This is a genomic window from Streptomyces sp. NPDC057565, from assembly GCF_042801455.1.
GTDB classification, from domain to species: Bacteria; Actinomycetota; Actinomycetes; order Streptomycetales; family Streptomycetaceae; genus Streptomyces; species Streptomyces yanii.
Genome location: NZ_JBHVFU010000019.1, coordinates 97,182 through 111,415 on the forward strand (window position 1 = coordinate 97,182; position 14,234 = coordinate 111,415).

General features: G+C 68.5%; 9 protein-coding genes. 7 read left to right on the top strand and 2 right to left on the bottom strand.

Annotated features, from left to right (window positions below; translation table 11 throughout):
- Positions 1-48 precede the first annotated feature (48 nt).
- Together ACFU8W_RS28460 and ACFU8W_RS28465 are read left to right on the top strand one after the other, a co-directional pair.
- Positions 49-3,045 (top strand): DEAD/DEAH box helicase, encoded by a 2,997-nt coding sequence (locus ACFU8W_RS28460; protein ID WP_384042866.1) that lies wholly within the window; start codon positions 49-51, stop codon positions 3,043-3,045.
- An 876-nt stretch (positions 3,046-3,921) separates the two neighbouring features.
- A complete protein-coding gene (locus ACFU8W_RS28465; protein WP_384042869.1) occupies positions 3,922-4,311 on the top strand; it encodes a hypothetical protein in 390 nt (129 codons plus the stop codon).
- Positions 4,312-4,366: 55 nt separating this feature from the next.
- On the opposite strand, the gene ACFU8W_RS28470 is transcribed toward ACFU8W_RS28465, so the two are convergent.
- Together ACFU8W_RS28470 and ACFU8W_RS28475 are read right to left on the bottom strand one after the other, a co-directional pair.
- Entirely contained in the window at positions 4,367-4,843 is a 477-nt protein-coding gene (locus ACFU8W_RS28470; RefSeq protein ID WP_384042872.1) for a substrate-binding domain-containing protein, read from the bottom strand.
- 7 nt (positions 4,844-4,850) lie between these two features.
- Positions 4,851-5,315 carry an STAS domain-containing protein gene (locus ACFU8W_RS28475; protein ID WP_384042875.1) on the bottom strand — a complete coding sequence of 155 codons (465 nt, stop codon included), beginning with the start codon at positions 5,313-5,315 and terminating at the stop codon, positions 4,851-4,853.
- Positions 5,316-5,716: 401 nt separating this feature from the next.
- Between ACFU8W_RS28475 and ACFU8W_RS28480 the strand changes: the two genes are divergently transcribed.
- From ACFU8W_RS28480 to ACFU8W_RS28500, 5 genes are all read left to right on the top strand, one after another.
- Positions 5,717-8,548: a hypothetical protein gene (locus ACFU8W_RS28480; protein ID WP_384042878.1), complete on the top strand. Its 2,832-nt coding sequence runs from the start codon at positions 5,717-5,719 to the stop codon at positions 8,546-8,548.
- Positions 8,549-8,597: 49 nt separating this feature from the next.
- Positions 8,598-8,894 (top strand): hypothetical protein, encoded by a 297-nt coding sequence (locus tag ACFU8W_RS28485; RefSeq protein ID WP_384042881.1) that lies wholly within the window; start codon positions 8,598-8,600, stop codon positions 8,892-8,894.
- Between the two features lie 147 nt (positions 8,895-9,041).
- On the top strand, positions 9,042-10,268 hold the full coding sequence (locus tag ACFU8W_RS28490) for a hypothetical protein (RefSeq protein ID WP_384042884.1): 1,227 nt from the start codon (positions 9,042-9,044) through the stop codon (positions 10,266-10,268).
- 451 nt (positions 10,269-10,719) lie between these two features.
- Positions 10,720-11,124 carry a hypothetical protein gene (locus tag ACFU8W_RS28495; RefSeq protein WP_384042887.1) on the top strand — a complete coding sequence of 135 codons (405 nt, stop codon included), beginning with the start codon at positions 10,720-10,722 and terminating at the stop codon, positions 11,122-11,124.
- Between the two features lie 970 nt (positions 11,125-12,094).
- A complete protein-coding gene (locus ACFU8W_RS28500) occupies positions 12,095-14,215 on the top strand; it encodes a LamG domain-containing protein (RefSeq protein WP_384042890.1) in 2,121 nt (706 codons plus the stop codon).
- The last annotated feature ends 19 nt before the right edge of the window (positions 14,216-14,234 follow it).

Here is a 14,234-nt window from a genome sequence, read left to right on the forward strand (position 1 = left end):
GGAACGTCCGAGTAGCGTTCGCAGGCTGCCAACCAGGAGGTTCTGTACGTGCTGCTCGAGGAGCTCAAGCCGGGTTTGCGCATCGAGGGACTCATACCGGCGGAGATCGTCACGGTCATCGCCGCCCAGTGGCACGGTGCGAACGCACTCGAGCTGACCTACAAGACCGCCGCGGGCGGCCTCGACCAGCGGGTCGTCTTCCGAAAAGACGAGGACAAGCTGAGCGTCGCCCGCAGCGGCAGCCGCGCCTTCGATGCGAACGCAAGCGACTTCAAGCTGGTCGCCGAGGCTCAGCGGATCTCGCTGGCCGGCCTGTTCGACCCGATGCTTGCCGTGGCGACCAGCGACGTTCAGCCGCTCCCGCACCAGATCCGCGCCGTGTACGGCGAGCTCATGCCCCGTATGCCGCTGCGCTTCCTGATCGCCGACGATCCGGGCGCAGGAAAGACCATCATGGCTGGGCTCTACATCAAGGAGCTCCTGCTGCGCGATGACGTCAAGCGGTGCCTCATCGTGGCCCCAGGAGGCCTGGTCGATCAGTGGCAGGACGAGCTCTTCTTCAAGTTCGGTCTCCGTTTCGACCTGCTCACGAACCAGCTCATCGACTCCCAGCTCAATCTCAACGTCTTCGAGACCAACCCGCTTCTGATCGCCCGCATGGACCAGCTCTCTCGTAACGAGCACCTGAAGGTGCAGCTTCAGGAGACGGAGTGGGACCTGATCGTCGTTGACGAGGCGCACCGCATGGGTGCCCACTACTTCGGCGGCAAGGTGGAGAAGACCAAGCGGTTCCAGCTCGGCGAGATGCTTGGCGAGATCACTCGTCACCTGCTCCTGATGACAGCGACCCCGCACTCGGGCAAGGAGGAGGACTTCCAGCTCTTCCTCACCCTGCTGGACCGTGACCGGTTCGAGGGCAGGCAGGAGAGGAGCGCCGACGTCAGCGGGATCATGCGGCGCATGATCAAGGAAGACCTGCTCACCTTCGAGGGCAGGAAGCTCTTCCCCGAGCGCATCGCGGAGACCGTCCCCTACGAGCTCACGGAACTCGAGTACGACCTTTACGAGGACGTCACGCACTATGTCCGCGAGGGGATGAACCGCGCTGATCGCGTCGGTGGAAAGCGCAAGAACACTGTCGGTTTTGCGCTTACCGTTCTGCAGCGACGCCTGGCCTCCAGTCCCGAGGCGATCTACAAGAGCCTCGTGCGGCGTACCGAGCGCCTGGAGCGCAAGAAGCAGGAGATCCTCAACGGCACCTGGCGCGAGAGCATGCCCACCATCGACCTCGCCGACTTCGACAATGACGACTTCAATGCCGAAGAGATCGAGGAGACCGAGGACGAACTGCTCGATGCCGCGACGGCGGCGCAGACGGTCGAGGAGCTCAACGTCGAGCTCACCGAGCTGAGGGCCCTGGTGAAGACGGCGCAGCGGGTCCGGGAGGCAGGCACGGACCGCAAGTGGACCGAGCTGTCCGCCCTCCTTCGAGACCACGCGCTGGTGACAGACGCCAATGGCCGGCCTCGGAAGCTCATCATCTTCACCGAGCACCGCGACACCCTCCAGTATCTGCAGCACAAGGTCGGGTCGCTTCTGGGCAAGTCCGATGCAGTCAAGGCCATTCACGGCGGCGTACGCCGGGTCGAGCGGCGGCAGATCACCGAGGAGTTCACCAAGAACCGCGACGTTCAGATTCTGCTGGCCACCGACGCCGCCGGCGAGGGACTCAACCTGCAGGCCGCACACCTGATGGTCAACTACGACCTGCCCTGGAACCCCAACCGCATCGAGCAGCGCTTCGGCCGCATCCACCGCATCGGCCAGGAGGAGGTCTGCCGGCTCTGGAACCTCGTCGCCTCCAACACCCGCGAGGGCGAGGTCTTCACGCGTCTGCTGGAGAAGCTCGACCAGATGCGCGAGACGTACGGCGGGAAGGTCTTCGACGTCCTGGGAGAGGCGTTTGCCGAGACCCCGCTGCGGGACTTGCTGCTCGATGCCATCCAGTACGGTGAGCAGGCCGATGTCAAGGAAAGGATGCGCGAAGTCATCGACACCACCGTCGGAGACGGCCTCAAGGGCCTTCTGGACGAGCGTGCGCTCACTTCGGAGTACCTCTCGGATGCCGATCTTCGTGCTCTGCGCGCCACGATGGACGAAGCCCGCTCTCGACGTCTTCAGCCGCACTACATCGAATCGAACTTCAAGGACGCCTTCACCCGGCTCGGTGGCCGGATCGTCAAGCGCGAACGGGGGAGTTACGAGATAGCCAACGTGCCCCAGCACGTCCGATCGGCAGGCAACGGACCAATTGCCACCAGGTACGACCGCATCACCTTCGACCTTGGCCACGTCCAGCCTGACGACCGCGCCCGCACCGACCTGCTCGCCCCCGGCCACCCGCTGCACGACGCCGTCATGGACGAAACCATCCGGAACTTCGGGGGCGCCCTGAACCAGGGCACCGTCCTCGTCTCGGCCACCCTCAAGGAACCGCACCTCCTCGTCGGGGTCGTCGAGGAGGTCGCGGACGCCACCGGTGAGTCGGTGGCCCGACGGTTCGCCTACGCCTACGTCGACAGCCACGGCACCGTGCACCCGGCCGGCCCCGCGCCCTACCTCGACTGTGCTGCGGCGCCGAACGGCGCGGCGACCGACATCGCATGCGGACTTCCCTGGCTCGCAGACGCCGAGGACAAGGCAACCAGCTGGATCATCGCCAACCAGCTTCCCGAATACCTGGCCGAGGTCCAGCCCCGTCGCCTGGCGGAGTTGATCAGAACCCGGGAACTGGTGACTAAGCGTCTGACCTCGGAGACCGAGCGGTTGCTCCTCCATGCTGCGGCGGCCGCCGAGAAGGAACGGTGGGGTGAGAAGCCCAAGGAGTCCGCCGAGAGCCTCCGTCGCAAGGCTGTCGAGCTCGATGTACGCCTTCGAAAGCGTCTCGCACTGCTTGACCAGCAGCAGCTGATGTCGACGAAGCCACCGCAGATCCTCACCGCGGCGCTTGTGCTGAGCGTTTCCGATCTACCCTCTGGCGACTGAAGATCGTTTCTTTGTGCGATCGCGAGGGGCCATGAATCGCGCTCGGGTAGGGGGCGGGAGCGTAGCGAGGACCTCGATGCCTTCGTACGCCGGGCCTGGAGAACCGAGGGGCAGCGGGTGGGCAGCCTACGGCGGGCGCCAGCCGGCCGCCGCCCCTGCCGCGCCGGCAGCTCGTTCGGGTCGGCATAGTCGCCGAATGGAACAGCCTCACCACCGGTTCCCACGTGCTCTGTACAGAGCCGCCTACCCGGCTGGGGCTGGAGACCTCTGGCTATGCTGCGGGTTGTCTTAACGGAGTTTGGTGGATACAAACACCAGCAATACCAACAGGCAGGTGCGACTGTCGTTCCTCGGGTAGGTCCGAGGAAGTCACGACTGTAGGGGTGTTTTCCGGCCGTACCAAGTGAGAGGGACCGCCCACCTCTGGCTAGCGGCGCAGGCGGGCTTACCCGTTGCCCGGGTCGCGGTCGGCACCTTAAGGGCTCCTCGCCTGCAGCGATCACAGCACGGCGGCTTGTTTCGGCTCCTGAGGCGCTGCGCCTCAGACTCTGTCGCCGAAGACGACGCCCAGGTCTTGAGTCGCCGTGTACGTCCATGGGGCCGAGCGCTCCCACGATGTGGCCCTCGACGGCGCCACCGATCCCGACAATGTCACCGCCAGTAGTGAGGCTGCCCGCCTCAACCGTGCTGGAGAGCCGTCGCCCGCAGATCACTTGGCCTCGCGGCCGGTAATCGCCGCCGTGCGGATGCGCCGTGGCAAAGCGAAGACTCCCGCGACGCCCCGAAGTTTGTCAGTGAGGCCCTGACCACGGCCGTGGAGGCCGGCTGCATCGGCATGCGCATCCTGCGGGCGACTCACAGTTCCACAACGCCGGGGTGATCGCCGCCTGCCGCCGGGCCGGCGCCCACTTCTCGATCACCACTGGCATGAACCCCTCCATCAAACGCGCCGTCCTCAGCGTCCCGGACGCGGCATGGCAGCAGATCAGTTATCCCACCGCCGTGCCCGATCCCGAGACCGGCAAGCTCATCTCGGACGCCGAGATATCCGCCTACACCGCGTTCGCCAGCCGCAAGAAAACAGAGCGGGTCACCGCCCGACTGATCGTGCGCCGGGTCCGTGACCTGGCCAAACCCGCCGTCCTGGGCGAGCAGGGCGAACTGTTCCCCGTCTGGCGCGCGCTCGCACTCCCCGTGGACGCCCGGCGAGGGATCCTGATGTGTCCTGCTCCGGACATCGGGCCCAGCCGAGCGCCTGCGAAATAACGTTATCCCGAGCGATCGCCCATGACCGGAGCCCGTGTCAAGGGGTGTCGGGACGTCAGGCCGGCACCTCGCCGGAGCCGCGGATCTTCAGGCTGACCGGGACGACCACCGTCTGCACCGGACGGTTCGGGTCGGCCATGCGCGCGCGGAGCAGCTCCACGGTGGTCTGGCCGATGATGGACGTCTCCTGGGCAACCACGGTGAGCGCTGGCTTGGTGATCACGTCGGGGCGCTCGAGGTGCGCGGCGCGCGAGACGTACGCGTCGCCGGGAATCAGGTCGTCCGCACTCGGCGCCGGCCTACCGCCGGGGGCCGGTCGCACGCACGGCTCGACGGCCTGAGAATGGTACGCCGCCATGAGCGAACCGCCGCCGGAGTTGCCGAGTAGGATGACGTACTCGACCCCGGCCTCTTTCTTGAGCCACCGCACGCCGACGCCGATGTCCACGAGCGCGCGGTCGAGGACGAAGTCCGGCTCGTGGCCCCGGTAGCGCGTGTTCCAGCCCAGGAACCCGATGCCGCGCGCGGCCATGTGCGCGTCAGCTGGCGCGCCTGACAGTGCCAGGTGCCCGGAGGTGAGGCGCGCTTTCGGGCACCGCGCGTCGATGCGCGTAGTTGGGTTCCTCACGGAGCAACCACTCTTCCGCTTCCTGAATGGTCGGATGGATGGGGAAGATCTTGGTGAACCCGAGGGTGCGGAACATTTTCATGACGCGTTCAGGGCCCTGACTGAGGGCAATCATGCCCCTCGGTACGGGCTTGCGGACGCGGTACAAGGCGCCGACCAAAGTGCCGATGCCGGTGCTGTCGAGCAGGTCGATACCCTCCAAGTCCACAGCCAACAGACAGTGCCCCTGATTGATCAGGTCGACAAACACACCTCGCATGAACGAGGCTTGGTAGGAGCCTCCGATCTCGCCCATGGGCTTTACCACGGTGACTGAAGCGGAGACATGTTCATACGCGACGCTCAGGCCCGCGCCATGGAAGGTGATCAGCTCCACTAAATCCCCCGTCCGGGTCGTTTCTGGCAAGTATAGGGTCACCGGACCTCACGCGATGGCTGTGCCAACACGCCTGTCCAGTACGTGAGTTGACTTATGATCCGCTCAGCCCGCACTCCTCCCTCCCGCAGGAATGGCAGAACGGCGAGCGCCGGAAGGCTGGCCAGCGTCGCCAGCAGCAGGGGCAGGGCGAGGACAGTCACCACGAGACACGCAGGCATGGTGCGGGTCGGTGGGATGGATAGAGAGATCAACGGAGCCTCCGTGGCGGGGAATCGTGGCGCCCTTGGACGGACGCTGTCATTGATCCGAGAATGACTGCCTATCCGTGGCTCTCAACCAATGGCGACGAGAGGCGGCGGCGACTTGGGCAGACTGTTCGAGGATGAGGGGACCGTGCGATGAGAGGCGACGAGAGCCGGGGTTCGGGACGCAAGCCGCGCCAAGTGGCACCGCCGCGCCTGCCGCCCGGGGCGCTGCGGGACTTCAAGCGGCACCTGTACCGGCTCTATCTCGCCGCTGGCGCCCCCAGTCTGGGAGAGATCACCGAGCGGATCGCCCTCGATGACGCCCTGCCAGGTGCCCCCAGCAAGGACACCGTCAACCGGCTCTTGACCGGGGCGAAGCTCCCCGGCCTGCACGACGCAGTGGCGGTCGCCGCGGTGCTGGCCGGCGACGACGGCGGGCAAGCGGTCGGACGGATCAGGCAGTTGTGGATCGATGCGAAGGAGCGGCCCGGACCGTCTCCTCGGACGGCCGAGCTGTGGGAGGCTTCCCGGCTCGGTGTGCACCACGCGGTAGACGTGGACGGCGAGGGGTACGGCAGACTCACCACCTACATCGAGCGCAAGCACGACGAGCCGCTGCGGGAGCGGCTGCGTCATGCCGCGGAGGGCGGGCAAGCCGTGCTGGCCGTCCTGGTCGGCCAGTCCTCCACGGGCAAGACCCGGTCGGCCTTCGAAGCCGTACGCCGTGAACTCCCTGACTGGCCCCTGCTGTTTCCGTCTGGCGCACGGGAACTCGTTGACTGGATCGCTACCGACTCCGTGGACGCCGGAACGGTGGTCTGGCTCAACGAGACACAGCGTTATCTGACCGGACCCGCCGGTGAGGACGCGGCCGAGGCCCTGGCCGATCTGCTGGCCCGGGTTTCGCCGCTGGTGGTGATCGGCAGCATGTGGCCCGAGTATCTGCGGCTGTTGACCACTCGCGGCAGCGGCCCGCAGGACGAGCACTTCCGAGCGCGTGACCTGCTCAAGGCTCACCGAGCCGAGATCCTCGTCCCGGACCGCCTCGGCGGCAGTCTCCAGCGAGCCCGGAAGGCAGCCGTCCATGACCGCCGGCTGCGGGCGGCACTGGCGGCGGCGGGCGAACAGGCACGGGTGATCCAGCAGTTGACCGGAGGTCCGGAGCTGGTCCGGCAGTACGACATGGGTCCGGGCAATGCCCTGTCTCACATCGAGCACGCCGTCGTCACGGCTGCGGTCGACGCACGACGCCTCGGGCACACGAGCGCGCTTCCCGCGGAACTCCTCGCCGAAGCCGCGGCCGGATACCTCACGACGACGGCCCGAGTTACGGAGGATCGTGGATGGTTCGCGAAGGCCGTCCAATCCCTATGCTCGCAGGACACCACTCACCTGCCCGCCCTGGTGCCCGACCGGATGGCACTGGGCCTCGGTGTCGCCGACGGCTTCCATCCCGCCGACTACCTCGACCAGAGCGTGCGCCGAGCCCGCGCCAGGCTGGCCCCGCCCGCGCAGCTCTGGGAGGCGGCCGAGGCGCACGCCCGTACGGCTGACGACCTGTACGCCCTTGGGCAGGCGGCCCAGGATCGTCGACGCTACAGGCATGCGGTACGGCTCTACCGGCGGGCCGTCGATCGCGGTTCGCAGGCGGCCCGGTCAGCGCTGGCTCGGCTGTTGGAAGAGACCGGTGACCGGGACGCGGCCGAGACCGTGGCGGCGGACAGCGCTCAGGTCTGGTCCGTGTTGGCCGCCGCGAGGGAGGCCGCGGGGGACGCAGGGGGCGCCCGGCGTGCCGTCGAGAGTTCGTTGCGGGAGGCTGCACCCCGCGCCTGGGGAGCCATGGCTCTCGTCCACGAGGACGCCGGGGAGAGGGCCCGTGCTGAGGAGGCTGCCGCCGCTGCGGCCCGGTTCGGGTACCCGCAGGGGTGGCTGACGCTGGCCCGGCGACGTGAGCGGACGGGCGACGAGGTGGGCGCTCACGCGGCGTACGAGCGGGCCGTGGCGGCAGGGGAGCCCTGGGGCTGGATGGGCAGGGCGCGGCTGTACGAGCGGACGGGCAGGGACACCGAGGCCGGGACCGCCTACCGTAAGGCCGCCGCCGCGGGTGTCACCGCCGCCTGGACGGGCCTGGTCCATCTGCATCGGCGGGTGGACGACGCGTCCGGCGCCGAGGAGGCAGCCGCGCGAGCCGCGGATCAGGGGGATGCCGAGGCCTGGAGCGCGCTGATCCGCATCCACCTGCAACGCGGGGAGGGCGACGAGGCCGAGCGGGCGTGTCTGCGGGCCGCCGCCGCCGGGGCGACCGCCGCGTTGGCCCATCTGGCCCAGATCAGGGAGCAACGAGGTGACCACGAGGGCGCCGAATCCGCCGCCGCTGAGGCAGCGTTCCTGGGTGACGCCGAGGCGTGGGTGGCGCTGGCCCGGCTGCGGCAGGAGGCGGCACGGAGCTCGGCTGCGGACATCGCTGCGGCTGCGGCGACCAAGGCGGGCGACACCGAGGTGTGGACCATCCTCGCCCGGTTGAAGGAGGCCGCAGGGGACACGGGGGGTGCTGAGCGAGCCGCTAACGAGGCCGCCGAAAACGGTGATGCGGAAACTTGGGCCGTGCTGTCCCGCATCAGGGAGCGAGCAGGCGACCGAGAGGGTTCCTGGCGGGCTGCCGAGTTGGCCGTCGCCGCTGGCAGTACGGCGGTCTGGACCGCGCTGGGGCACGTGCGGCAGCAGCAGGGCGACCTGGCGGGAGCAGAGGCTGCTTACACTGCTGCGGCGGAGGCCGGGGACACGTCGGCCTGGGCCGCGCTCGCCCGGCTCCACGAGGGACGCGGTGACCGGCGGCGCGCCGAGTGGTGTTACTGGACAGCCGTCGACGCCGGTGACACGGAGGCATGGGAGGGACTCCTGAGGAACAGCGGTGGAGACCAATCGACTGCGAACCACGGCCGGTTCGGCCTCGACGCGGTGGGCGGGTGGGTCGAGTCTCTGTGACTCCCGAACTCGCTCCCGCTCGAAGTGAGCCCTCCGCCAACACGAATCGGTGGCGGCCATCGGCCGGGAAATCGGGCTCCATCAGGCCACCGTCCGCAAGCTCGTCAACGCCTGCTCCGTCGACGACGTCATCACCAAGACTCTCCAGCGCGCGCACGTCGTCGATCCGTACATCAGCTACCTGCATCGTCGCTGGAACGAGGGTGTCAGAAACGCCGCCCAGTTCTACGCGAGATCCCAGAACTCGGTTACTCAGGCGGCGAGTTGGCTGTCAAGCGTCACCTTCGCTGCTACCGGGACGGGCGCGGCCACTCGTTCGCCTCGCGCCCGGGCCGCACCCACGTGACCACCGGTTCCCCCTGCTTCGCCCCCCGCCTCCGTGGCGCGCCTCACACGGGGCACCGGGGCGGCCTTGCCGCCGCCCCCGGGAATGGCCGTAACCCGTCTCTCCGGCATCTACTGACGCTCGGATTCCATCCATACTCTTCCCGTCATGAGCATTTCACGCAGATCGCTGTTAACGGGATTGGCCGCCGCGCCCTTGGCTTCGGTCACCGCAACCGTTGCCCTGTCCACCCCTGCGACGGCGCAGCAAGCGAGCGACTACCGGTTCAGCCGACGACTGCACACAACCCGGGGCCCCGGCCGCACCCTGTACCGGGAAGCGATCGCCGGCTTGGCGCGGATCCTTCCGAAGGTGTCGGAGGAGCGCGTGCTCGCGGACAGCAACCGAACCGGAGGGCTGGTCGATCCGGCCGAGGGGCGGGCCAACATCGCCGAGCGATACGCCTACGGTTTCAACTGGGACGTCGACCATGACCAGTCGGCGGCTGGATGGCGCCCGCAGGGGGTCACCACCGCGTACGACAACTTCGGGGTGGGTTCCACTCTGTACGTCTCCTGGTACGACCTCGGCGGTGCGCAGGACCAAGGGCTGCGGGTCAGCTTCGTCGACTGGAGCCCCAGCGGAGCACCGCGGTATCGCCACGTTCTGCTCGTCGAGCCGTACAGGACTGCCAACGGCCTCTACACATACGGCCCTGTCCGCATCCACGCGGGCGGCATCGCCGCGTACAACGGCTGTCTGTACGTCGCGGACACGTACAACGGCCTGCGCGTCTTCGACCTCGGCACCATCCTGGTGGCCAGGGACGACCGGCCGCAGTGGGTCGGACTCCACGGGAACGGGGACGCCGGGGACTACTACTCCTACGGGTACAAGTACGTCCTCCCCCAGGTGGGCGCGCTCGACAACGCCGGCCTCAGGCTGCGCTTCTCCGCGGTGTCGGTCGACCGGACGGCCTCTCCCCACAGTCTCCTGGTCTGCGAATACGACCAGGACGGAACCATCAGTTACAACAGTGACTTCCGGGGACGGCCCAACCGCAGCAGGAAACCCAAGCTTGTCCGCTGGCCGCTGTCGCCGGGCTGGACGGACGAGACGGGCAGCATGGTGGCCAACGAGGTGCATGAGGTCGGCCGGCGTCAGATGCAGGGGGCGGCCAGCGTCAACGGGACCTACTACCTCTCCGTCAGCGCCGGCCGGACCAGGCGTGGACAACTGATGTCCTGGAAGCCCGGTGGCAGATCGCCTGTACGGCAAAGCCTCCTGTCCACCGGCCCGGAGGATCTCAGCTATCACGGGTCCGAGAAGGTGATGTGGACGGTCGGCGAGTACCACGACTTCCGCTACGCCTACGCGGTGGATCCGACCGCCTGAACCAACCGAACCGGTCGTGCGGCCAGGCCCCGGAACGTGGCGGAGCCCGGGAGTCGTATCCAGCTCCCGTGCCCCTGGGGATGCCATCCGATCGCGCACGCCGGCGGCGTTCAAGGACGGCGATCAAAATGCGGCGGCGGGACCGGCCGCGGACCCGGATGACGGGGATGTGCCCCGGCGGGCCCAGGTGCGGGAGGTAGGCGGCGTCATCGAGAAGCCTGGCTCGTCCTCGAGGCGAGCCAGGCCCCGAGCGCCGTCGCGGTGTCTCCACCGGCGGCCGGGTCTCCTTCACCCAGCCGCAGATCGTCTCCTCGTCCTTGTGGCCCGGGGCGGAGACAGGGGCCCCGGGCTGAATGCGCGAACTACCCGGTAGTCCGCGAAAGGTTGTCCTGCACGTGTCGTTGCCACGCCCCTACCGAGTCCTCCCAACGGATCGTGACCGTCCGGCCCGTTGGGTCTGGGGCAGCGAGGCCTTCGAGGTCCACCAGAGTCAGCCCGTGTTTACGCGTGGATCGCCGACCGCACTGTCGCCGACGAGTACTTCGCCGTCTCCGAGAAGGTCGAGGCACTCTACGACGCCGCGCGTCAGCTGCCGGCCGATGCCGAGGGCACGGAGATGGCCAAGCTCCGCCGGGGGATGCACCGCCGGATGCTCGGCAACGGCTACTGCGCTCGCCCCGTCGAGATGGACTGCCACTTTCAGTCGATCTGCGAATCGTGCACGTTCTTCGTCATCACAATCGAGTTCCGGCCCACCCTCGAACGCCAGCGAGACGACGCCGCAGTCAAGGGACAAGTCGCACGTGAGCAGATCTTCGACGGACTCCTCAGCCGACTCGACGATGAAGCCTCCTGACCCTGTCGGCACATGCGTGATGTACCCAGCCCAGTACATACATTGCCTCGCCGTCGCCGCCCGCGTTGCGGCGCTCCCGCGCAGCTACCATCACGGTTGTCTTAACGGAGGTTGGTGGACACGAACATCTCGAATCGCAACCGTCAGGTCCGGCTGTCGTTCCTCGGGTAGCTCTGCGGCAGCCACAACTGTAGGAGCGGTTTCCGGCCGCACCAAGTGAGAAGGACCGCCCAGCTCAGGCCAGGGCCACGCGAGCCTCCCGTACGGCGAGGACACGGTAGCCGGAGAGGACCGAGGACCCGTCTCCCGGTGTTCGTGGGGCCCTCGCGAGCAATCCCGCGATCGGTGAGGAATGCATACGCTCGCGGCGGACACCGACCCCGCCGTGCGCAGGCAGCTGCCGCCGAACCCGCGCCGCCCATCGATCTGTTCGGCAGGCTGGCGAGCGGCAGCAAGATCGGTGCAACCTTGCTGCCGCTCGGCCGACCTTCAGGCGCTTGATCTCCACGGCCTCCTCCGAGGTCACACCGAGCCGCCGGCTGGCATCGGCCTCGGCCTTGCGGACCCAGGTCCGCACCGTCTCGGCGGCACCGACGCAAGTTTCGTGGTGACCGCCATCATCGCGGCCCACTCGGTGGGGTAGTTGGGGCGGATCTCCGCGATCACGCAGACCGAGCGTCCGGGAGGTTCTGCCGTCGCTTCTCCCGCCGCGTCCTGCAGCCGGCGTGCCGGAACTGATAGGTGGGCCCCGCCGCGCAGCGGGTTGCGGCGTCGGGCCTGTTGTGGCCCAGGTGTCACGGTTCTGCGCCGACCGGAAAATCGTTTTGAACTCGTTCGAAAAGCGCTATAGTCGTGCAGCCCGAGACTGGCGGTGAGCATGACAGCTGCTGGTCTCTGCGTGGGCGCGAGCCGAAGGCGGCGAACCGCCCCCGCGCAGGACTGGACAACCGAAACGGGGGGACCCAACCGCATGAACACACATTCCGGTCGGCGCGCCAGAACCGCCGCCGCGGCCACGGGACTGGCAGCCGTGCTGCTCGCCGTCACCCCGGGCACCGCCACGGCGGCCGGGGAGAACCTTCCTCCGCTTCAGCCGAGCACCGACACCCTCACCGTCGATTCGACCAAGGTCTGCTCCGACGAGCCCGTTTACGTCCCCCGCGCGCCCGAACTCCGGGCCACCGTCGAAGACACGACGGAGGACAACGAGGACTGGGAGACCAACGCGGCCGGCGCCGAGTTCGAGGCCTGGTGGACCGACGTTGACGGAGCGCAGCAGCGCCGCACCTACACTTCCCACATTCTGAAATCTCCTATCACCCAGTTGTGGCGGACCCCTTCCGACCTCCCGGCCGACACGGTCGTCTCCTGGCACGTCCGGGCCGTCGACGACGAGGGTGCGACCTCCGCCTGGAGCGACGAAACCCCCGGCATCACCTGTCGGTTCGTCATCGATACGGTCAACCCCGAGCCGGCGACGGTTGTCTCGGAGCAGTACCCGGACGACGACAGCGGCTGGCACGACGGCGTCGGCGTCTACGGCAGCTTCACGTTCGACTCCCCGTCCGACGACGTCGTCGAGTACGTCTACTCCGTCCTCGGCTCCGGACCCACGCGGGTCCGGCCCGAGGAGCCGGGCGGACCGGTCACCATCCGGTGGATGCCGGAGGACAGCGGGCCCTACTACCTGCAGGTCCGCGCCGTCGACCGGGCAGGGCGGTCCAGTTCCCAGACGACTCACTCGATGCGCGTCGCCGCCGGCCGCACCCCCGTCGCCCACTGGACGCTCGCCGATCCCGCCGGGGCCGACAACGCCGCCGCCGAGGCCGGCCCCGTGGCCCGCGCCGCGGACGGCGTCGTCTTCGGCGCCCCCGCTCCCTCCCGCACCGACCTCACCTCCACCATCACCCTCGACGGCCGGGGCAACAGCTACCTCACCCCGGACGCCCCCGCGACGGACACCGCCAAGACCTTCGCCCTCTCCGCCTGGGTCCGCCCCGCCGCCACCGGCACCCCGATGACGGTGGCCAGCCAGGACGCCGCCGACGGCACCTCCGCCTTCACCCTCGGCCTGCGCCCGACCGCGGATGGCCCGGCCGCCTGGTCCTTCCGCTACGGCGCCACCACCCTCACCGGTGGCAGCGCCTCCGTCGGCGGCTGGGCCCACCTGACCGGCCTGTACGACACCGAGGACAACACCCTGCGCCTCTACGTCAACGGCAAGGAAGTCGCCTCCAAGACCGACGTCGCCCCGATGGCCGCCCCCGGCGCCTTCCAGATCGGCCGCGCCCGCGGCGACGCCGGTGCGCGCTGGCAGGGCGAGATAGGCGACGTCCGCGTCTGGAACCGGGTCGTACCCCGCAAAGAGATCGAGAGGCTGGGGTCCCGCCCCGCCGAACTGGTCGCCGCCTGGGACATCGAGCGGACCGATGACGACGTGATCCCCGACCGGGACGGCGACAAGCCGCTCACCCTGCACGGCGGCGCCGGCTTCTACACCCCCGACTACGAGGCCTGCCTCGAAGACCCCGAGTGCTTCGAGTTCCCGGCCGGCGCCCTCGACGGCAACGACCACCTGACCCTGGACGGCACGGACGACTACGCTGCCACCACCGGCCCCGTCGTCGACACCGCCGACAGCTTCAGCGTCGGCCTGCGGGTCCGCTTCGCCGACACCACCCCCGACCGGCCGATGACCGTCCTGTCCCAGGGCGACGCCGACAGCGACGCCTTCAAGGTCCGCTACGACCCGGCCGCGTCCGAGTGGCAACTGGTCGTCACCCGCGGCAGTGAACCGGACGCCGAGGAGACCGTTGTTGCCGGACCCGGCGCTCCCACGTCCTACTCCGACGAAGTGGTCGTCGTGTACGACGACTCCGAAGGTCACATCACCCTGTACATCAAGGGCAAGGCCGTGGCCACCGCGGAGTTCAACGCTTCTTGGAGCGCCCCCGGCCCGCTGCAGATCGGCCGCGGCCACACCGCCGACGGCGGCTGGGGCGAGTACTTCCACGGCGGGGCGGACACGGTCCGCGTCTTCAACGGAGCCCTCACCGCGTCCCAGGTGAACTCGTTCGCCTACCTCTACTGAGGTACGCAGGAGCATCCTC